Here is a 19,907-nt window from a genome sequence, read left to right as displayed (position 1 = left end):
AAAAACTGTATCCAATCTGATACGCGGCCTGGACTCTAACCCGTTCTTCTTCAGAGCAGCCAAGTGTCATGCAGCTCTATTCTCGTACAGAGAGTATCCGGGTCGCGCCCGCTAATGAAATCCTGCAATGGATTGATTGGCTTGTCCAACGTCCATACCTTCATCAAACTATATAAGATAAGACCGTCTCAGGATATACCAGCACAATAATTGCAGAAGAGAAGGATTGCTGCACGCAGAGGCTGAATCAATTTCTTACGAGTCATCCCGGACCATCAGATTACGTATATCGACTCCGTGGGCCTGCGGTAAAATTTCCTCCGATTATCTATTCATAGAAAGAACGCCTTGCTGCGGATAAGATTGCCGAAGCATAAGGTTTGACTGCCTACGGACTTTCGCAAGGAGCCGGTATACGCCTGCGAGGTTTCCTTCGGTGCTTCTATCATCGGCAGATGACCGATTCCCGGCAGTACGCGGACATCTGCGTGTTTCACTTGCGATTTCAATACCTCCGCGCCGGAAACATCGAATACCAAGTCACCGCTTCCCAAAGGACAAATGTGCTGGTCTGGATCGCCGTAGCAACGGATTACTCTGACTACTGAAATCACGCGCTCACCGAAAATTCAGCAAGATCGGCGAAAGTACAGCATCCACGACGCAAGTCCGAAGCACGCCGGACTGCGCCGTGCAGTGGTGAAAGATTACGCAGTTGCTGCTTTCGCAGCCGTTTTCGTTGGCTTCAGGCGCCACAATGTCGAGAGCGCGCCAATCTCGCCGACAATGCCGCGACGGAAGGCCAGCACGCAGACAATAAAGATGAATCCGGTCACGATGGTGACTGATTCGCCAATGGAGCGGAACCACTCGATGCCGGTTACTACCGTTATCCAGTTGCCGAGGTCTCCGAGCTTGTTCTCCAGCGCGATGATGACCACCGCGCCAACGATGGGCCCGGCAAGTGTGCCCAGGCCGCCGACCAGCGTCATCAGTACCACCAGGCCGGACATGCTCCAGTGCACATCGGTCAACGTTTCGAAGCCCAAAATGACAGTCTTGAGTGCACCCGCGAGACCGGCCAGCGTGCCGGAGAGCACGAAGGCCAGCAGCTTGTAGCGGTGTACGTCATAACCTAGGGAAACGGCGCGCGGCTCGTTCTCCTTGATTGCCTTCAGTACCTGGCCGAAGGGCGAGTGAATGGTGCGCACGATCATCGCAAACGCAGCTACGAAGATCGCCAGCACGACGTAATACAGGACCATGTCATTGCCCAGGTTGAGCATTCCCAGCAAACTGCCGCGCGGGATGCCCTGCAAGCCGTCCTCCCCGCCTGTAAACGGCGTCTGCAGTGCGACGAAGTACAGCATCTGTGCGAGTGCCAGTGTGATCATGGTGAAGTAGATGCCTTGGCGGCGGATCGCTAGCCCTCCCATGATCAACCCGATCACGGCCGCTACCGCCATCCCGGCCAGTAGGCCGAGCTCGAACGGCCATCCCCATACTTTCAGTACATGGCCGGCAACATAGCCGGCGCCGCCGAAGAAGGCTGCATGGCCGAACGACAACAGGCCCGTGAAGCCGATCAGCAGATTGAAGGCACAGGCAAACAGCGCGAAACACAGTACCTTCATCAGGAACACCGGATAGATGAACGCTGGTGCGGCCAGTGCGGCAAAAAGGACAGCGCCGTAGGCGATTTTCTTGTTCATGCGGAACTCCTTATTTTTCTTTGCCGAACAGGCCGGCGGGACGCAGCATTAGGACGATGGCCATGATGATGAACACCACCGTGGCTGACAGTTCGGGATAGAACACCCGGGTAAGGCCTTCGATCACGCCCAGGCCAAGGCCGGTGACGATGGAGCCGAGGATCGACCCCATGCCCCCGATCACGACCACTGCGAATACGACGATGATCAGGTTGGAGCCCATCAGCGGCGAGACCTGGATTACCGGCGCCGCGAGCACGCCTGCGAACGCGGCGAGTGCAACGCCGAAACCGTAGGTCATCGTCACCATCAGTGGAACGTTGATGCCGAAGGCTTCCACCAGTTTCGGATTCTCGGTACCGGCGCGCAGATAGGCACCAAGCTTGGTTTTTTCGATCACGTACCAGGTGGCGAGGCAGACCACGACCGAGGCCACCACGACCCAGGCACGATACTTCGGCAGGATCATGAAGCCGAGGTTGAACGCGCCGGTCAATGCCTCGGGTACGGAGTAAGGCTGCCCCGACACGCCGTAGAACGAACGGAACAGGCCTTCGAGCATCAGCGTGATGCCGAAGGTCAGCAGCAAGCCGTACAGGTGGTCGAGCTTGTACAGATGCTTGAGCATGGTCTTCTCGATGAGCACACCGAACGCGCCGGTGATGACGGGGGCAGCCGCGAGCATCACCCAGTAATTGGCGTCGAAGTAAGTCAAGCCCATCCAGGCGAGGAACCCGCCGACCATGTAGAGCGCGCCGTGGGCGAAGTTGATGACGTTGAGCAGGCCGAAGATGACGGCCAAGCCGAGCGAGAGCATAGCGTAGAAGGACCCGTTGACCAGGCCGAGCAGGAGCTGGCTCAGCATGGCCTGCAGGGGAATGCCGAATATTTCCATGGTAGTAAACCTTGATAAAAGATCGCGATTGGGCGGATTGCGTTACACGCCCAGCAATTCGTTGAGCACACTCATTTTGCTGTCAAGCTCGCTGGCAGCAAAATGTTCGACGATCTGGCCATGCTCCATGACATAGAAGCGATCGGCCAGCGGTGCAGCGAAGCGGAAGTTCTGTTCAACCATAACAATGGTGTACCCATTGGCCTTGAGTGCGGTGATCATGCGCGCAAGCGCCCGCACGATCACCGGAGCCAGGCCTTCCGAAATCTCGTCCAGCAGCAGAAGACGCGCCCCTGTGCGGAGGATGCGTGCGACCGCCAGCATCTGCTGCTCGCCGCCGGACAGGCGCGTTCCCTGGCTGTGGCGTCGCTCGGCAAGGTTGGGGAACATCCCATAGATTTCTTCCACCGACATGCCCTTGTCGGTGTTGGACACCATCGGCGGGAGCATCAGGTTTTCTTCGGTCGAGAGCGAGGAAAAGATACCGCGCTCCTCCGGGCAATAGCCCACCCCAAGGTGGGCCACCTGGAACGTAGGCAGGGCGATGGACTCGACGCCATTCACTTTGATGGAACCGGTACGACGCCCGGTCAAGCCCATGATCGCCCGCAGGGTCGTCGTGCGGCCCGCCCCGTTCCGCCCGAGGAGAGTGACGACCTCGCCCTGCTGCACAGTAAGGTTCACGTCGTGCAGGATGTGGGATTCCCCATACCAGGCTTTGAGGTTGTTAATTTCCAGGGTCTTGATTGCGCTGTTGGTGCGCCCGGCGGAAAAAGCTTCAATGACGGTATTCATCAGTGTGCTCCTTCCAGTACGCCGGTGGCGGTTCCCATGTAGGCTTCCATGACTTGTGCATTCCCCGAAACCTCGGCATAGCTGCCTTCGGCTAGCACCGCGCCGCGCTGCAGCACAGTGATGCGGTCGCATATGCCCGACACGACCGCCATGTTGTGTTCCACCATCAGGATGGTGCGCCCGGCCGACACTTTCTTGATCAATTCGGTAACCCGATGCACATCTTCATGTCCCATGCCTTGGGTCGGCTCATCCAACAGCATCAATTCCGGCTCCATCGATAGGGTGGTGGCGATTTCCAGCGCGCGCTTGCGGCCGTAGGGCAGGTCCACCGTTAGTGTGTCTGCAAAATGTTCGAGGTCAACCTCGCTCAGCAATTGCATGGCGCGGTCGTTCAGTTGCGACAGGGTGTGTTCACTCTTCCAGAAGTGAAAGGAAGTGCCCAGCGTGCGCTGCAGCCCGACCCGGACATTCTCCAGCACGGTCAGGTGCGGGAACACCGCCGAGATCTGGAATGACCGGATGATGCCGCGTCGGGCGATCTTTGCTGCCGGGACGTCGGTGATGTCCTCCGCATTAAACAGGATCTGCCCATGCGTGGTGGTCAGAAACCGCGTCAGCAAGTTGAAACAGGTTGTCTTGCCTGCCCCGTTGGGTCCGATCAGCGCGTGGATGTCGCCACGCCGCACTCGCAGGTTCACATCATTCACCGCTGTGAAGCCCTTGAATTCCTTGGTGAGATTCCTTGTCTCCAAGATGATGTCTTCTACCGTCATTTCTCCTGTCTCTCTTCTCATATCTATTGCTTTTAGTAATAGTCGTGATGCCATGTCAGCAACAAGCATGCCAAGCGCACGCGAGCGAACTTGTTATGCATGGTTGAGCCGGCATTGTGCTAGGCATTACCTGGCATTCCGTGTCGTGTCGCGTTCACATGGCGGACAGTGGGAAGGGGATAGAAGTGTCGCCCACGTGGACACACGTCGAGGCCGAATGTGTATCCACTAAAAACACTGGAACGCCCGCTGACGTCTGGAAAGCTCCTGTTAACGCGATTTGGGCCCGTGGAACGATATTTGCGTATCACTGGTGCAGGCGCGCCACCGTCATGGCGACGTCGCACTTCCCAAGGGGTCGCAGGAGACGTCACGTACGAGGCACCGCAAGCCCGGGAGTGGTTCGCACGAGGAAGCGCAGGCATGCTGCACCTCCCGTGCAGGCCAAACACTTATTAACTAGAACACGGAGAGAAACTCATGAAGCAGGCCGTACGTATTGCACTGACCGCAATGGCCGCTGGAGCCGCCGCCCTTGTATCGGGGCAGGCTGCAGCGCAAATTTCCGATGATGTCGTGAAGATCGGCGTCATCGTCGACAAGACCGGTGTTTATTCCGCCAACGGCGGTCCGGGTGCCGTCCGGGCCGTCGAATTGGCGGTCAAGGACTTTGGCGGCACGGTCAACGGCAAGAAGATCGAGGTGGTCTCTGCCGACTACCAGAACAAGGTCGACATCGCCCTGTCCAAGGCCCGCGAGTGGCTCGATGTCGACAAGATGGACATGATCATTGAGTCCACCGACTCGGCTGCTTCCATCGCGATGCAAAAGCTGGGCGCGGAAAAGAAGCGCTTGATGATCTTCGCCGGTTCGGCCACCACGGCGTTGACCAACAAGGAGTGTTCGCCCTACGGCATTCACTATGTCTATGACACCTATGCCCTGGCCACCGGTACCGGCCGCGCTGTCATGCAGGACGGCGGTGACTCCTGGTATTTCATCACCGCGGATTACGCCTTTGGCTCCTCGCTGGAAAAGGACACAACGCGGGTGATCCAGCAAATGAACGGCAAGGTGCTGGGCACGATCAAGCATCCTCTGTCGGCGCCTGATTTCTCCTCATTCCTGCTGCAGGCACAGGCTTCCAAGGCCAAGGTGATCGGCCTGGCCAATGCCGGCAAGGATACGCAGAACGCAGTGCGCCAGGCGGCCGAGTTCGGCATTGTCAGAGGTGGACAGAAGCTGGCAACGCTGCTGGTATTCGATACCGACATCAAGGGTCTCGGCCTGAAGAGCGCGCAGGGCCTGCTGTTTACCACCGGCTTCTATTGGGATTACAACGACGAGACCCGCAAGTGGTCGCGCCGCTTCTATGACGTGCATAAGGCGATGCCCACGATGATCCAGGCCGGCATGTACTCCGCCACCATGCACTACCTGAAGTCCATCCAGGCGACCGGTTCCGACAACAGCGACACCGTGATGAAGAAGATGAAAGAGACCGAGATCAATGATTTCTTCGCAAAGGGCGGCCGTATCCGGGAAGACGGGCGCATGATCCACGATATGTACCTGGCCGAAGCCAAGAAGCCCAGCGAATCGAAGGAAGAGTGGGACATCATGAAGATCAAGCGCGTCATTCCGCGCGATGAGGCCTTCCAACCGTTGTCGGAGAGCACCTGTCCGTTGGTCAAGAAGTAAGCAGTGTGGCGGAGCCACAAGATGTCTCCGCCTCATTCATTTTCAACGGACCATCGTATGAGCACAAAAGAAACGGCATCATCGCCGAGCAAGGAACAGGTCAGGAACTGGTTATGCCGGCGCAGGCTGGCGGCAGGACCGTTACCGGAACCGGAACAGATCCGGCGTGAACTCGGATGGGGCGCGCTGGCAGAACGTACGTCAAAGGAGGGGATGCATGGACACGGTCAAAGCAAAAACTGACAAGCCGCAGGCCAAAGCAACTTCCCTGCGCCGACCGGGCGTACTGCTGGCCATGAATGATGTTCCGAAAGGGATGGATGAGGAATTCACCCGCTGGTATCACCAGGAGCACCTGACCGAGCGCCTCGCACTGCCAGGCTTCGTGCGAGCCCGACGCTATCGTTCTGTGGACGGCCAGCCCAACTACATGGTCGTCTACGACTGCGACACGGTCGAGACACTGGCGTCGACGCCTTACGTTCAGCAGCTTGCCCATCCCACGGCGTGGACGCAGAAAATCATGTCGCATTTTCTCAATATGGAGCGCTCCGCCTGCAGCGAAACCTGGTCCGCCGGCGAGGGCACGGGTGGCGCAGCGATCGTTACCCACTGCAAGCCGATTCACGGAAGGGAAGAAGACGCCCGTCGTTTCATCCACGAGGAACTCGCGCCACGCTTGATGCAAAACGCCTGCATCGTCCGCATCGCCCTATGGGAAACCGATACTGCCGTGACCAATGTGGCAAGCATGGAACGCGACTTGCGACCAGGAAAGGATACGGTTGCCGACTGGGTGCTGTTCATTGAAAGCACGGATCTTGGCCAAGTCGCACTGGCACTGCATACGCATGTGCTGGCAGGGGAGGGGGCACGCACCGGTCTGTTGCTGGGCTCGTGGATGCGCTACCAGATGATCTACGAACGTCATGCGGCCGGGGTTTTATCGAAGTAGCAATGCCGGTGACATCGTCGTGCCCATAACGTACCCGGTCTACGTATCGTGCTGTGAATGGCCAGTATGTCATGAGACAAAATGGCTCGTTTGATGCTTTTCCTTTGGTTATCAGGGCCCGCTGACCCCACGCATTCCGTGATGTTTGCAAGCCAATGGTTTATTGGCGCCCTATCTGGTCCATCCGACTTCACGAAGGATGAATCCGATCGCATGTACAGCTAATTCAGCATCAGTATCGGAGAGCGGACGTAATCTTAATCGAGCTGCCTCATTGTCTTTGCCGCGCGGGTGAAGAATTCTGATAACTTCGAGTGCTGAAATCAGTGCCATAGGCCGTTTCGAGAAATGAGCCTTGACGGTTTTGATCCACTCCCCGAGGTCTTTCTCGTCCTGAGTGTTACCGTTTGTCTCCTGACGCATCCAACGAGATACGATCACTGTTGCGGCGTTTCGGCACTGGTCAACGACAGAAGTTGGAAGTTCTTTATATGCAGCATCGAGCACGCGCGACAACGCAGTCTGTACTGCCGAAAGGCTATCCGGCAGAATGCGTGACTCATCAAGTTCTGGAAGAATGCCAAACGCCGATTCTGCCCTGAGTGTAACGAGTACATCTTTGCCAGCAGTTACCTCTGTCTGGAGGATTCGCCAAAGGGAATAGGCACTCTGGTCGCCAATAGCCAAGCTTAGCCCCTCGCCACGGTTCGGTTGCTGCAACAGTGCAGTGAACTCTATGAATACAGACAGATCCTTTGAAAGGCGAAACTGTCCCTTTTGGGCGAAATGTTGATCGGAACCGATCGCTGGATGAGGATCTACAGTTACCGGTTCCCACCCGGAGTTACCGTGCTTTTCGAATAGCCTGCCACGTCGAATACGGCTGACAGGATCGTAGGAATCTTCACGAAACATTAACCCCCACGGGGAGGAGTCAAAAGACAGCGGGACTTTTGCAAAGTCCAGTGGTCCAGTGATCACCGTCGCTTGTGAAAGCACCGGATTGGGCCAAACTGGATATGTTGGATCCTGCCTGCCCTCATAAACAAAACCTGAATTTCGATCATATCCAAGGCGAGACATTAGCTAGCTTTCTGCCAGTTATCGTGTTTCAAACTTACTAGATTTGAAGGCAGTGTTATTGGTGTTTTCCTCTTATATGTGCTGAAGCAGCGGACGAATCCGGCCTTTGATTTCAGGCAGTAAATCCCGCTCGGCTATCCGAACGTCATACTCGGATTGCAGGTTCAGCCAAAAGCGCGGCTCCATGTTGAAATACACGCCGAGGCGAACAGCAGTATCAACCGTAATGGGGCGCTTACCGTTTGCGATTTCGCTGATGCGCGAGGTCGGCACGTCGATATCGGACGCCACTCGCGCATTGGTTAAGTCCATCGGCTTGATGAATTCCTCCACCAGAATCTCGCCGGGGTGAATCTCATCCAGTTTCTTTGTCATCATTTACTCCTAGTGGTAATCCACAATTTCCACGTCATACACGCCATCGGCGGCCCATCGAAAGCAAACACGCCACTGGTCGTTGATTCGGATGCTGTACTGTCCCTTGCGATCTCCATACAGCGGCTCCAATCGGTTCCCCGGAGGGACTTTCAATGTATCCAGCACCGTCGCTGCATGGATCATCAGCAGCTTGCGACGCGCAACGCGCTCGATGTTCTTAATGCGTTTCACCGCATAGCTGTTGAACAGCATTTCGGTGTCACGGCATGCGAATGTTCGAATCATCTTGGTAAAAGTATAGTCTGCGCCAAAGATTCTGTAAAACAGAATCTTTAAGATGGAATTTCTGGAATAATATCTGATGTTGTCGTTAAAGAACACAGGCAAACATCTCCGCGCAGCCAAGAAGTCCGCAAGACATACTGGGGACGGACGCAAACTGATTTGTCTCGTCAGTTGTTGAGTTGTTTCACCAGTTACTGATCTTTAACACGTGCCGTGGCGCGGCTCGCACCGCTTGAACAGATCAGGTAAGCGCAGGGCCTTCCTCTGAAAGTTTCTTGTAAAGGTAGGCACGAGAGATCCCAAGTTCCTCCGCGACCTTCTTCTTGTTTCCCTTGTATTTGACCATTGCATCTCGAATCATCGATTTTTCCATTTCCTCGATCGCGTCCTGGATCTTGCCGGATGCGGATGCTCGCGCGCCGGCTTCGACGGGCGACGCCGGGATGGGACGTTCGCCCAGTTCTTGCGGCATCAGACGGAAGTTGTCGAGTGCAATCTCAGGACCGTCGCAGAAGATGGCCGCCTTCTCCACCTCATGCAGTAACTGGCGCACATTTCCCGGCCACGAAAGTTCCTTGAGATAGCTATACACGCGTGAATCGACACCTTTGACCGGTGTGCGATGGCGCTCGGCAAAGGCGACAAGGAAGCTCTGCACGAGCTCGGGAATGTCTTCCGGCCGCTCACGCAGGCTAGGCATCCGGATGGTGACGCCGCTGATGCGGTAGTACAGGTCAAGGCGGAATTCGCCGTGGGCGATCATTTCCTGGAAGTTGCGATTGGTCGCGCTGATGAGCCGGAAGTCCGAGTGGCGCGGGCGGTCGCCGCCGACGCGCTCGAAGATGTCATCCTGCAGTACTCGCAGCAGCTTGACCTGCACCTCCGCCGGCATGTCGCCGATTTCGTCGAAGAACAGCGAGCTCTGGTCGGCCAGTTCGAACTTGCCCTTGCGGCCCTTGCGCTCGGCGCCGGTAAAGGCACCGCCTTCATAGCCGAACAGCTCGCTCTCCACCAGCGAGGCGGGCAGGGCGGCGGCATTGACGAAGACCATGGGATTTTCGCTGCGCTTGCTCAACGCATGAATGGCGTGCGCGGCCAACTCCTTGCCGGTGCCGCTCTCGCCGATGATCAGCACCGGCACCGACAGCGGTGCGACCTTGGCGATGTCGGCCTTGAGTTGGCGTATCGCGTCGCTATTGCCCACCATGTTGTCCAGGCCAAAGGTGCGGCGCTTGAGGCCGGATAGTTCCTTGCGGTAGAACTCGACTTCCGAGCGCAGCTTGACCACTTCCTTGCTGAGTTCGACCACTGTCTCGGGACCCTTGAACATCACGCGTCCCAGCGCTCCCAGGGTCTTGCCGTTTTCAATCAATGGGATGCGCGCCACCACACGCGTGACGCCACCCATCTCTTGCAGCTTGCCGATCTCGGCCTTACCGGTACGCACTACTTCATGCAGGTTGGTGTTCTCGATGACATCGGTCACCTTCTTGCCGATGGCCTCGCCATGCTCGATGCCGAAAAACCGTTCATGCACCGGCGGAATGTATCGCACGCGCGCCTGGTCATCGACCACCACCACCGACTCGTAGGGGTTGTTGAGAAAGTAGTCGAAGACTGCGTGCGCGAAGTCGACATTGGCGACGAAATCGAACAAGGTGGATTTGCTGGCTGCGTTCTGGATGAAGAACATGGTGGCGTCGTCGCCTGCACGGAAGGTCGCAATCAGCTTCGGTTCACCCTCCAGCGCAAGCATGCCCCTCCGTCGATCTTCATTGCGATAGCGTTCGAGGATGCGTTTCTGGACGGCGTCGTCGCGTGCAAGGTCGGTTGCACATATCACTTCGCCTTTGGTGTCCAGAACCAGCACGCCAAAGGCGAGTGGGTCGTTGCGGTTCGTGTTCATGTCTCTCAGAGTGTCTGCCTTGAATACAGAGTGTGTCGCGATGATTGTCTCCCAAAAAGACATTTTATGCGGATGGACAGTGGCTTTACAGGAAGGAATCGCTCTGGTGGCACCCTCGCCGCGAAGCGCAAGTCCGCGTTTTTAATGGGAAAAGAGGCAGTTTTCATGCCACCGGCAGGTAGGGCGATTTCCGGTGGCATGGAGGTTGCAAAGCAAAGGTGAACACCATCGACATCACCAACTCATGTTACCTGCAGAACAATTATCACCAGCCCCGAACTCCACGCCGCTGAGCCTGCTCGAAGGCATCCGCGTCCTCGACCTTACTACCTCTATCGCTGGACCCTATGCATCGCTGCTGCTGGCTGACTTCGGTGCGGAAGTGCTGAAGATCGAGCGCCCGGGACGGGGTGACGACGCGCGTGCGTGGGGACCACCCTTCCTTGACGGTGAATCCCTGTGGTTCCTGAGCGTAAACCGCAACAAGCATAGCGTGACCCTCGACTATGCACAATCGGCTGGACTCGATGCGCTCCATGCACTGGTGAAAGTTGCCGACGTCATCCTCATCAACCAGGTTGGACGAAGCCAGAAGAAGCTCGGCATCGACTACGCGCGCCTGAAAGAGATCAATCCACGCCTGGTACATGTGTCGATCACCGGTTTCGGTCTTGCCGGAGCGAAAAGCGACCAGCCTTGCTATGACCTGATTGCCGAAGGTTACAGCGGGGTGATGGACCTGACGGGGGAGTCCCCTGAGCGCAATCCGCAAAAGGTGGGTACACCGGCGGCCGACCTGCTATCGGGCACCGACGCGGCAATGGCAGCGCTGGCCGCCCTGATCGACCGGAATCGTACCGGACAAGGCCATGAGATCGATATCGCGATGGTCGAGAGCATGACCCGATTCATGACGCCGAGGATCATTCCCTATCTCGGTTCGGGTGACCTGCCGCGACGCAGCGGCGGTACCGACAGCGTAATCGCCATCTATCAGACCTTTCACACGGCAGATCATCCGATTACGCTCGGCCTCGGAAACGATGCAATCTGGAATCGTTTCTGCGAAGCAATCGGCCGTACGGACATGGCCAAGGAGCAGCGTTTTGCCGACAATGCCGGCCGCCGCACCTGCCGCACGGAGATCGTGCGCGAGATTCAGACCATGCTGCTCACGAAGCCGCGTGCACACTGGCTCGACCTCTTCGCCAACGCGCGCATCCCGTCGGGACCGATCAATCGTCTTGACCAGGTGGTTACCGATCCTACACTGACCGAACGTGGCCTGTTCTACGCGATACGCCGCAACGGTGTCGCCGTACCTCAGGTCGGTCTCGGTATCCGATTCGATGGCAATTTCAACACCTACCGCAAGGATCCGCCCCGCCTCGGCGAAGACACCCGCCAAGCCTTCACTTCATGGCTGGGCTGGGACGACGACATGATTCAGAAGCTGGACAACGCAGGACTGCTTTGAGCGGCAAAACGCACACCACACATACACCCCAGGAGAACGACACCATGACACGCCAGTTCGAGACCATCCTCTATACCGAAGGCGGCCCTATCGGCGCCATTACGCTGAACCGCCCCGACAACGGCAACATGTTCAACGAAACGATGTGCCACGAAATCCGCGACTGCATTAACGACATCCGCCGTGAGACTCGTACCCGCGTCATTGTCATCACCGGCGCCGGCGATCGTTTTTTCTGCATCGGTGGCGAGAAAACCGGCATGCCCGACACCCACCTCTACCCTGGCGTGCTGCCTGTGCTCGACATGTACGAGGCCATTGATCGCCTGCAAAAACCGGTTATCGCCGCAGTGAACGGATTCGCTGTCGGCGGTGGTAACGTGCTGCAGGTGATGTGCGACATCACGATTGCCAAGGAAAGCGCGGTGTTCCGCCAGGTGGGACCGATGATGGGAAGTTTTGACGCGGGTTTTGGCACCTGGTACCTGGAAGACCTGGTTGGAAAGAAGAAGGCTAAGGAAATCTGGTTCCGCAATCCGAAAATCAGTGCCAAGGAAGCATTGGAGATGGGGCTCATCAACAAGGTCGTACCCGACGACCAGCTGGCCGCGGCCACGCGCGAGATGGCGCTCGAGATCGCCGACCGCGGCGCCTTCGCACTGGCGTCGATCAAGGCGGCCTTCGGCGCACGCCATGGCGGTGTGGGCGGTTTGTCGCGCGTGACGCATGACTTGCTGCTGCGCCTGAATCTGGACACCGATGAGGCGAAGGAACTGTCAAAGTCCTTCAGCGAGAAGCGCGCCCCCGACACCTCCAAGTTCGGCCAATGAGCGAGAGCGGTGCCATGAACACGGTCCTTACCCTCCACGATCCGCAGCAGGCCCGCGCTTACTATGCAGCCGGCGTCTGGCAGGACAAGACGCTGTACATGCTGTTGCAGTCGCATGCGCAAGCACGCCCTGATGCCTGTGCGCTGCGTGACAGCGCTCGCCGCCTGACGTGGGCACAGCTCCTGGAATGGACGGATGCAGTTGCCGCCGATCTCGCCGCGGCCGGCTTGCGCAAGGGCTCGCGCGTATCGGTATGGCTGCCCAGCCGGGTGGAATCGGTCATCATCTTCCTTGCCTGCTCGCGCAACGGCTACATCTGCAACCCGTCGCTGCACCAGAACTACACGGTGGCCGAGATCGTGCGCCTGATCGAACGCATCGATTGCGAGGCATTCTTTGGGCAAAAAGGCTACGGGGCCGATGCAAAACGGGAAGGTGCGACCGACGAGATCGGCGCGGTGAAGAGCCTGCGCCGTACTTATTGGCTGGAACCTTCACGCACAAGCTCCGACGGATTTCCGCGTGCCAGCGGCGCGCGCCCGGTGTCCGATCCCGACACGAATCCCGACAAGGTGGTTTACCTGGCCTTCACCTCTGGTACCACCGGCCTGCCCAAGGCCGTCATGCATAGCGATAACACGCTGCTGGCCAACGGCCGGGCCATGGTGAAAGACTGGGGGCACGACGCCAGCACGATTCTTCTCAGCCTGAGCCCGGTCAGCCACCACATCGCGACGGTATCCATCGAACAGATGCTGGTGGCCGGCCTGGAACTGGTAGTCAATGATCTGCCGGATGGAATGAAACCCATCGACTGGATTCTTGAAACCGGTGCGACCTACGTCATGGGCGTGCCGACGCACGCGATGGACATCCTGGCCGAAGCCAGGCGCCGTGGTCTCGAGAAGCTCGGCAAGGTCAAGGTGTTTTACATGGCCGGCGCCGCCATTCCGCGCGAGATCGCCCAAGGCTTCCTCAACCGGGGCATCCTGCCGCAGAACGTCTACGGCATGACCGAAAACGGCTCACACCAGTACACGCTGCCCAGCGACAACGCCGACACCATCGTCGGTACCTGCGGGCGGGCCTGTGCTGCCTATGAAGTCACGCTCTGGAACCAGGACAACCCCGACATCGGGGTCAAACCAGGAGAAATCGGCGAGATCGGCGGCCGCGGCGGCAGCCTGATGCTGGGCTACTTCAACAACCAGTCGGCGACGGAGAAATCATTCAACGCGCATGGCTGGTTCTTGAGCGGTGACCTTGGCATGTTCGATGACAACGGCTGCCTGATCATCATGGGGCGGAAAAAGGACCTGATCATCCGCGGCGGCCACAACATCCATCCGTCAACCATAGAAGACCTCGCGATCACGCATCCGGCGGTACTCAAGGCGGCCGCCTTCCCGGTGGCAGACGACCGGCTTGGCGAAAAAGTCTGCCTGTCGGTAACTTGCACCGAAGGCGCGGTACCGCCCACCGGCGATGAAATCCTGAAGCACTTGCGCGACGCCGGACTGTCGAAGTTCGACATGCCGGAATACTACCTTGCGCTCGATGAATTTCCTCAGACTGCCAGTGGAAAGATCCTGAAGCGCGAGCTGGTGGAATGGGTCAAACAGGGCCGACTGAATCCGATGCCGGTGCGTTGGACCGGCGATGACAACAAGACACCCGAGAAGGCGAACTAGCCATGCCAATAACATTATCGTATCGCGACGAATTTGCGATCATCACCATCGACCGTCAGGAGGCGCTCAATGCGCTGAGCTTCTCGCTGATTGGCGATATCGATCGCTGCTTCGATGAAGTGGAAAAGTCGACAGCACGCGCACTCCTTGTTACCGGTGCCGGACCGAAGGCGTTTTGTGCCGGAGCGGATATCGCCGAGCTGACCGACCGTGACCTGGAGGCGCATAAGCGCGGCGCAGAGTTTGGCCAGCAGGTATTCGCGCGGCTCGACACTTTGCCCATGCCATCGATAGCCATCCTCAACGGCTATGCCTTTGGCGGGGGCCTGGAACTGGCACTGGCCTGCACGTTCCGCCTTGCGATGCCCAATGCTAAGGTTGGCCTGCCGGAAATCAAGCTCGGCCTGATACCGGGATATGGCGGCACCCAACGATTGCCCCGGATCGTCGGCGAAGCCCGGGCGCTGGAAATGATCATGACTGGCCGTACCGTCGCCGCGGACGAGGCGGTGCGCATTGGCCTCGTGAACCGGCTGGTGGAAGGTGATGCGATTGAAGCCGGCATGGCCTTTGCCCGCGAATTCAGCGGCCACGGCATGGTGGCGCTGCGCCTGGCACGCGGGGCAGTACAACGCGCGCTGCAAACCTCTCTGACCGAAGGCCTCAAGGTCGAGGCCGATCTATCCACGCTTGCCTACCAGACGAAAGATGCCAGTGAAGGCATGGCTGCCTTTCTCGAGAAGCGCAAGCCCCAATTCAAGGACTGCTGACCATGGCTGAAAAAGGAACCATTATCGTTACCGGCGGGAGCCGCGGGATCGGCGCCGCCATCGCCATTGCGCTGGCTGAACTTGGCCATACCGTCGCGTGCCTGTCACGCCGCGGCGAACTGCCGGCCGTCCAGGGAGCGAGTGCAGAAGCACTTGCGCGCTGCCACGGCTTTACCTGCGATGTCACGAGCGGCGACAGTCTGCGCGACGCCTTTGCGGAAGCGGCAAAACTGGGCGGGCCGATCGTCGGGCTGGTGAACAATGCCGGCGTCCATCTCGAAGGCCCGAGCACCAGCTTCTCGCGCGAGGACTACGAGACGGTATTTGCCACCAACACCACTTCGGTATTCATGAGCTGCCAGCACATCTATCCGCACCTGGTGGCGTCGGGTGGCGGATTGATCATCAACATCGGGTCTTTCTTCGACAAGCTGGGTGTAAAGCGCAACCTTGCTTACTGCGCGTCGAAGGCGGCGGTCGGTGCCATCACCCGCTGCCTGGCAGTGGAGTGGGCCGGCAAGGGTATCCGCGTGATCGATGTTGCGCCGGGTTACATCACCACCGATCTGAACAAGGAAGCGATGTCGGCAGGTCCCTTGCGTGAGTATCTTGAGAAGCGCATTCCGGGCCGCATACCCGGTACCTCGGAAGATGTGGCGAAACTGGTCAAGGCGCTGTTCCTAACAGATGCTCTGTTCCTGTCGGGCGAAACCATCTACATCGACGGCGCGCAGGGCGTCGCGCATTAACGTGCATAAAGGACTGACGTGAACATTTTTGAACGGCTCGATGCGAGCATCGAACTTTCGGACGACGAAAAGCAGCTGCTGGATAGCGTGCGCACGCTGGCGCGCACCGAGCTGATGGTACGCGCAGAGCATTACGACAAGACCGGAGAGTTCCCCTGGGAAAACGTCAATGCCATCAACAACCTCGGCCTGAACGCGATGTTCATTCCGGAGGAGTACGGTGGTGCGAAGCTCTCGTACACAGCCTACCTGGAGTGCGTGCGCGAGATCACCAAGGCGTGCGCCTCGACAGGCATCATCTGGGCAACAAACTTCCATGCCATCAAGCCGCTGATCGACTTCGGCTCCGAAGAGCAGAAGCAGCGCCTGCTGCCTCGTATCGCGGAAGGCGGCCTTGCCGCCCTGGCGATCACGGAACCGGATGCCGGATCGGATGCGACGGGCATGCGCACGCGATTTACGCCGGACGGAGACCATATCGTCATCGATGGCGGAAAGACCTTCATTACCAATGGCGACGTGGCCGATGTCTATGTACTCTTCGGCAAATGGAGCGAGATTGACGATCCCAAGAAAGCCATTTCGGTCGTAATTCTGGAGCAGGATACGCCCGGCCTGTCCGTGGTGCGCACCGAGCAAAAGATGGGGCACCGTGCGTCCAGCACCGCGACGATTTCCTTTGACGGTTGCCGCGTCCCACGGACCAACCTGCTGTGCAACCCGGGAGACGGGCTGAATATCCTGTTCTCGTCGCTCAACAAGTCGCGCCCCAGCGTGGCCGCACATGCCTTGGGAATAGCGCGCGCTGCCTTCGAGGACGGCGTCGCCTACATCAACGAGCGCAAGCAGTCGGGCCGCAAGATCATCGAATTTCAGGGCATACAGTTCATGCTGGCCGACATGGCGACTGACCTCGCAATGTGTGAATCCTGGCTATGGCGACTTGCCAAGCTTGTGGACAGCGGAGGCACGGACTTCAGCATTGACGCATCGATGCTGAAGATGCGCGCCTCCGACATTGCCATGCGCATCACTACCGACGTGGTGCAGCTCTTCGGCGGCTATGGCTATTGCCAGGATTTCCGCGTCGAGCGCCTGATGCGTGACGCCAAGATTACGCAGATCTGGGAGGGCACCAACCAGGTGCATCGCCAGCTGATCGGCCGCAGTTTCCTGACCAAATGAGAGGAATTCAATGAGTGAGATCAAGACTATCGGCGTTGCCGGTTGCGGAACGATGGGGGCGGGCATTGCGATCGTTGCCGCTCGCGCCGGCTTCCGCACTGTCGTGTATGACACGCGCCAGGAGGCGCTCGACAAATCGTTGCAGCAGACAAGGGACTTTTTCGCGAAGTCGGTCCAGCGTGGCAAGATGACCGAGGAAAAGATGGCTGCGGCGGTCGACAAGCTCGTCGTGACCACGTCGCTGGATGGCATGGGCGAATGTGACCTTGTCATCGATGCGGTGTTCGAAGACCTGAAGGTGAAGCACGACCTGTTCACCAGGCTCGACAAGGTTTGTCCGTCGCATACCATCTTTGCTTCAAACACTTCCACCCTGTCGATCACGGAGATTGCCGCCGGCTCCGGGCGTGACGACCGTTTCGTCGGGATGCACTTTTGTCTGCCGGCACAGCTGATGAAGCTGGTGGAGATGTCGCCCGGCCTGAACACGACCGAGGAGACGTTCACCAAGGCGTGGGCGGCGTGCGAGGCAATGGGACAACGTCCGGTCAAAACCAAGGACAACCCCGGCTTCATCCTTAACTACTTCCTCATCCCCTATAACAACGATGCGATCCGCCTCGTCGAAGCAGGCGTGGCCGCGCCTGCCGATATTGACCGCGCGATCAAGGAGGGTCTGGGCTATCCGATGGGACCGCTGGAGCTACTCGACCTGATCGGGCTCGATACCCAACTGTTGCTGTGCGAAGCCATGTACGGCATCACCAACGAGCCGCGCGCCGCCTGCCCGCCGCTGGTCAAGCGCATGATCGCCGCCGGCCATCTGGGCCGCAAGTCTGGACGCGGATTCTATACCTATGAAGGCAACGCGATGTTCGGGAGCTGACACATGACTTATTCCATTATCGATACCGGCAACAGCCGCTCTTTTCCGACGACCCATCCGCTGCTGGAAGGCGCGTCCGGCGAAGGCGATGTCATCCTCCTCATCGGCGAGAAGGCTGGTGAAGCGCTGGCCAAGGTCGTCAATGCCGACCACAAGGCGGCCATCCTGATCGAACTCGGCAGCGAATGCCTGGGTGAGCACACCGGGGAAAGCCGCGCCGGGGAAGGTTCCAATATCCTCGGGTTCGCGCGTTTTCGCCTCGGCGATGGTGATCCGTCCAATCTCGTGGAGCTGGTCAGGCAACCGAATACGCCCGAGTCGGCGATCAATGCCGCCAAGGCTATTCTGGAAGGCGCAGGCCTGAAGGTTGCCGTCTGCTTCGATTTTGCGGGCCGCATCATCGACCGCCTCGTGCGCCCCTACTACAACGCCGCGCTGCGCCGCCTCGACGAAGGCTTGGCTACCGCCGACGACATGGACCTGACGCTCAAGCTCGGCCTGGGATATCCGGAAGGGCCGATCGCCTTGCTGGAGCGCACTGGTCTTGCGCATCATTTCGACGTGACGCAGGCTATGTTCGACGCTTATGGCGAATCGCCTTACGCCCCTGCGCGCCGTGCCCGCGTGGCCAAGGCACGCGCGCAGAAGAAGGCAGGCTGAAATGATGCGACCACTGGAAGGCGTGCGCGTACTCGACTTCAGTACGCTTCTGCCTGGACCATTGGCAACGCTCATCCTCGCCGAAGCAGGGGCCGAAGTCATCAAGATCGAACGTCCCGGGCGGGGTGACGAAATGCGCAGCTACACACCGAAGTTCGACGACGACAGCGTGAACTTCGCGCTGCTTAACCGCGGCAAGCGCAGCATCGCCATCGACCTCAAGGATGCAGGGGTGGTGGATCGCCTGCGCGGTCTGATCGAAAGCGCTGATATCGTAGTAGAACAGTTCCGACCCGGCGTGATGGATAGGCTGGGGCTCGGCTATGAGGCGCTGTCGAAAATCAATCCAAGGATCATCTACTGCGCGATCACGGGCTATGGTCAGACCGGCCCGAAGGCTGACGTGGCTGCACATGACCTGAACTATGTCGCCGACGCGGGAATGCTCGGCCTGTCGGCCGGGAGCGACGGCGCGCCCGTCCTGCCACCTGCGCTGATCGCCGATATCGCGGGCGGAACTTATCCCGCCGTGGTCAACATCCTGCTTGCCCTGCGCCAGCGCGACCGCACCGGCAAGGGGTGCAAGCTCGACATCGCGATGGCCGAAAATCTGTTCACCTTCCTGTACTGGGCCATCGGTAACGGTGAGTCGGAAGGAAAGTGGCCAGTGCCGGGCGGCGAACTCGTCACCGGCGGCTCGCCGCGCTACCAGATCTATCGCACCAGTGACGGCAAGTTCATTGCCGCCGGCCCACTGGAAGACAAGTTCTGGGTCAATTTCGTCGATGCCATCGGGGCGCCGCGGGAACTGCTGGAAGACAGCGAAGACCCGGCCGGTGTTCGCGCCGCGGTTGCCGCCATCATCGCGGCCAGGCCGGCCGCCCACTGGAAGTCCTGCTTTGAAGGCAAGGATGTCTGCAGTGTCATCGTCGCCACCATGCAGGAAGCGATGCAGGACGAGCACTTCCGCGCGCGCGGCGTGTTTTCCAGGGAGCTGGAGAGCAATGGCCACCGCACCACCGCACTCCCGACGCCGGTGGCAGGAGATTTCCGCGCCGATGCCAAGAGCGCGACTTACCCAAAGCTCGGCGAAGCCAACAAGGACTTCGGCCTTGACTGAAGTATTACTAGTGGCCTGAAACGCAGGCGGCAATGCCGCCTGCTTAAATATAC

The 19,907-nt window shown here is 58.7% G+C and carries 20 protein-coding genes; 12 read left to right on the top strand and 8 right to left on the bottom strand.

The window, feature by feature from the left end; all coding sequences use genetic code 11:
* Positions 1 to 707: 707 nt before the first annotated feature.
* Genes D3871_RS24055 through D3871_RS24040 form a run of 4 tightly spaced genes read right to left on the bottom strand, consistent with a single transcriptional unit; the run spans position 708 to position 4,178 of the window.
* Positions 708 to 1,712 (bottom strand): branched-chain amino acid ABC transporter permease, encoded by a 1,005-nt coding sequence (locus tag D3871_RS24055; RefSeq protein ID WP_119771663.1) that lies wholly within the window; start codon positions 1,710 to 1,712, stop codon positions 708 to 710.
* 10 nt (positions 1,713 to 1,722) lie between these two features.
* Positions 1,723 to 2,607: a branched-chain amino acid ABC transporter permease gene (locus D3871_RS24050; RefSeq protein ID WP_119771662.1), complete on the bottom strand. Its 885-nt coding sequence runs from the start codon at positions 2,605 to 2,607 to the stop codon at positions 1,723 to 1,725.
* Between the two features lie 42 nt (positions 2,608 to 2,649).
* Positions 2,650 to 3,402 (bottom strand): ABC transporter ATP-binding protein, encoded by a 753-nt coding sequence (locus D3871_RS24045; protein ID WP_119771661.1) that lies wholly within the window; start codon positions 3,400 to 3,402, stop codon positions 2,650 to 2,652.
* Complete coding sequence (locus tag D3871_RS24040; RefSeq protein ID WP_119771660.1) at positions 3,402 to 4,178, bottom strand: ABC transporter ATP-binding protein; 777 nt, start codon at positions 4,176 to 4,178, stop codon at positions 3,402 to 3,404. The genes D3871_RS24045 and D3871_RS24040 overlap by 1 nt, the downstream gene beginning before the upstream one ends.
* Positions 4,179 to 4,658: 480 nt before the next feature.
* Between D3871_RS24040 and D3871_RS24035 the strand changes: the two genes are divergently transcribed.
* From D3871_RS24035 to D3871_RS24025, 3 genes are read left to right on the top strand one after another with little or no spacing between them, the layout of a single operon-like run.
* Entirely contained in the window at positions 4,659 to 5,879 is a 1,221-nt protein-coding gene (locus D3871_RS24035) for an ABC transporter substrate-binding protein (RefSeq protein ID WP_119771659.1), read from the top strand.
* Positions 5,880 to 5,936: 57 nt separating this feature from the next.
* Positions 5,937 to 6,122, top strand: a complete 186-nt coding sequence (locus D3871_RS24030; RefSeq protein ID WP_119771658.1) for a hypothetical protein — start codon at positions 5,937 to 5,939, stop codon at positions 6,120 to 6,122.
* The gene (locus D3871_RS24025) at positions 6,097 to 6,834 is read left to right on the top strand and encodes a DUF4286 family protein (RefSeq protein WP_119771657.1); all 738 of its coding nucleotides are present in this window, start codon (positions 6,097 to 6,099) and stop codon (positions 6,832 to 6,834) included. The genes D3871_RS24030 and D3871_RS24025 overlap by 26 nt, the downstream gene beginning before the upstream one ends.
* A gap of 171 nt (positions 6,835 to 7,005) precedes the next feature.
* Here the strand turns inward: D3871_RS24025 and D3871_RS24020 are convergent, their stop codons facing one another.
* The 4 genes from D3871_RS24020 to D3871_RS24005 form a co-directional block, all read right to left on the bottom strand.
* Positions 7,006 to 7,917, bottom strand: coding sequence for a hypothetical protein (locus D3871_RS24020; protein ID WP_119771656.1), 912 nt, complete (start codon positions 7,915 to 7,917; stop codon positions 7,006 to 7,008).
* Positions 7,918 to 7,989: 72 nt separating this feature from the next.
* On the bottom strand, positions 7,990 to 8,295 hold the full coding sequence (locus D3871_RS24015) for a HigA family addiction module antitoxin (protein WP_338016867.1): 306 nt from the start codon (positions 8,293 to 8,295) through the stop codon (positions 7,990 to 7,992).
* Positions 8,296 to 8,301: 6 nt separating this feature from the next.
* Positions 8,302 to 8,580 carry a type II toxin-antitoxin system RelE/ParE family toxin gene (locus D3871_RS24010; RefSeq protein ID WP_119772741.1) on the bottom strand — a complete coding sequence of 93 codons (279 nt, stop codon included), beginning with the start codon at positions 8,578 to 8,580 and terminating at the stop codon, positions 8,302 to 8,304.
* Positions 8,581 to 8,821: 241 nt separating this feature from the next.
* Complete coding sequence (locus D3871_RS24005; protein ID WP_119771655.1) at positions 8,822 to 10,486, bottom strand: sigma-54 interaction domain-containing protein; 1,665 nt, start codon at positions 10,484 to 10,486, stop codon at positions 8,822 to 8,824.
* Positions 10,487 to 10,730: 244 nt separating this feature from the next.
* On the opposite strand from D3871_RS24005, the gene D3871_RS24000 reads away from it, so the two are divergent.
* Genes D3871_RS24000 through D3871_RS23960 form a run of 9 tightly spaced genes read left to right on the top strand, consistent with a single transcriptional unit; the run spans position 10,731 to position 19,854 of the window.
* Positions 10,731 to 11,963, top strand: coding sequence for a CaiB/BaiF CoA transferase family protein (locus tag D3871_RS24000; protein ID WP_119771654.1), 1,233 nt, complete (start codon positions 10,731 to 10,733; stop codon positions 11,961 to 11,963).
* A gap of 44 nt (positions 11,964 to 12,007) precedes the next feature.
* Positions 12,008 to 12,793 carry an enoyl-CoA hydratase-related protein gene (locus D3871_RS23995; RefSeq protein ID WP_119771653.1) on the top strand — a complete coding sequence of 262 codons (786 nt, stop codon included), beginning with the start codon at positions 12,008 to 12,010 and terminating at the stop codon, positions 12,791 to 12,793.
* A gap of 14 nt (positions 12,794 to 12,807) precedes the next feature.
* A complete protein-coding gene (locus D3871_RS23990) occupies positions 12,808 to 14,484 on the top strand; it encodes a class I adenylate-forming enzyme family protein (RefSeq protein WP_119771652.1) in 1,677 nt (558 codons plus the stop codon).
* 2 nt (positions 14,485 to 14,486) lie between these two features.
* On the top strand, positions 14,487 to 15,254 hold the full coding sequence (locus D3871_RS23985; protein WP_119771651.1) for an enoyl-CoA hydratase/isomerase family protein: 768 nt from the start codon (positions 14,487 to 14,489) through the stop codon (positions 15,252 to 15,254).
* Positions 15,255 to 15,256: 2 nt separating this feature from the next.
* Entirely contained in the window at positions 15,257 to 16,003 is a 747-nt protein-coding gene (locus tag D3871_RS23980; RefSeq protein ID WP_119771650.1) for an SDR family NAD(P)-dependent oxidoreductase, read from the top strand.
* A gap of 18 nt (positions 16,004 to 16,021) precedes the next feature.
* Entirely contained in the window at positions 16,022 to 17,188 is a 1,167-nt protein-coding gene (locus D3871_RS23975; protein ID WP_119771649.1) for an acyl-CoA dehydrogenase family protein, read from the top strand.
* A 10-nt stretch (positions 17,189 to 17,198) separates the two neighbouring features.
* A complete protein-coding gene (locus D3871_RS23970) occupies positions 17,199 to 18,074 on the top strand; it encodes a 3-hydroxyacyl-CoA dehydrogenase family protein (RefSeq protein WP_119771648.1) in 876 nt (291 codons plus the stop codon).
* A 3-nt stretch (positions 18,075 to 18,077) separates the two neighbouring features.
* Positions 18,078 to 18,734, top strand: coding sequence for a 3-hydroxyacyl-CoA dehydrogenase family protein (locus tag D3871_RS23965; protein ID WP_119771647.1), 657 nt, complete (start codon positions 18,078 to 18,080; stop codon positions 18,732 to 18,734).
* A gap of 1 nt (position 18,735) precedes the next feature.
* On the top strand, positions 18,736 to 19,854 hold the full coding sequence (locus D3871_RS23960; protein WP_119771646.1) for a CaiB/BaiF CoA transferase family protein: 1,119 nt from the start codon (positions 18,736 to 18,738) through the stop codon (positions 19,852 to 19,854).
* Positions 19,855 to 19,907 lie beyond the last annotated feature (53 nt).

The organism is Noviherbaspirillum saxi (genome assembly GCF_003591035.1).
In the GTDB taxonomy this organism is placed as follows: Bacteria; Pseudomonadota; Gammaproteobacteria; order Burkholderiales; family Burkholderiaceae_D; genus Noviherbaspirillum; species Noviherbaspirillum saxi.
This window is presented reverse-complemented; position numbering and strand designations above follow the sequence as displayed.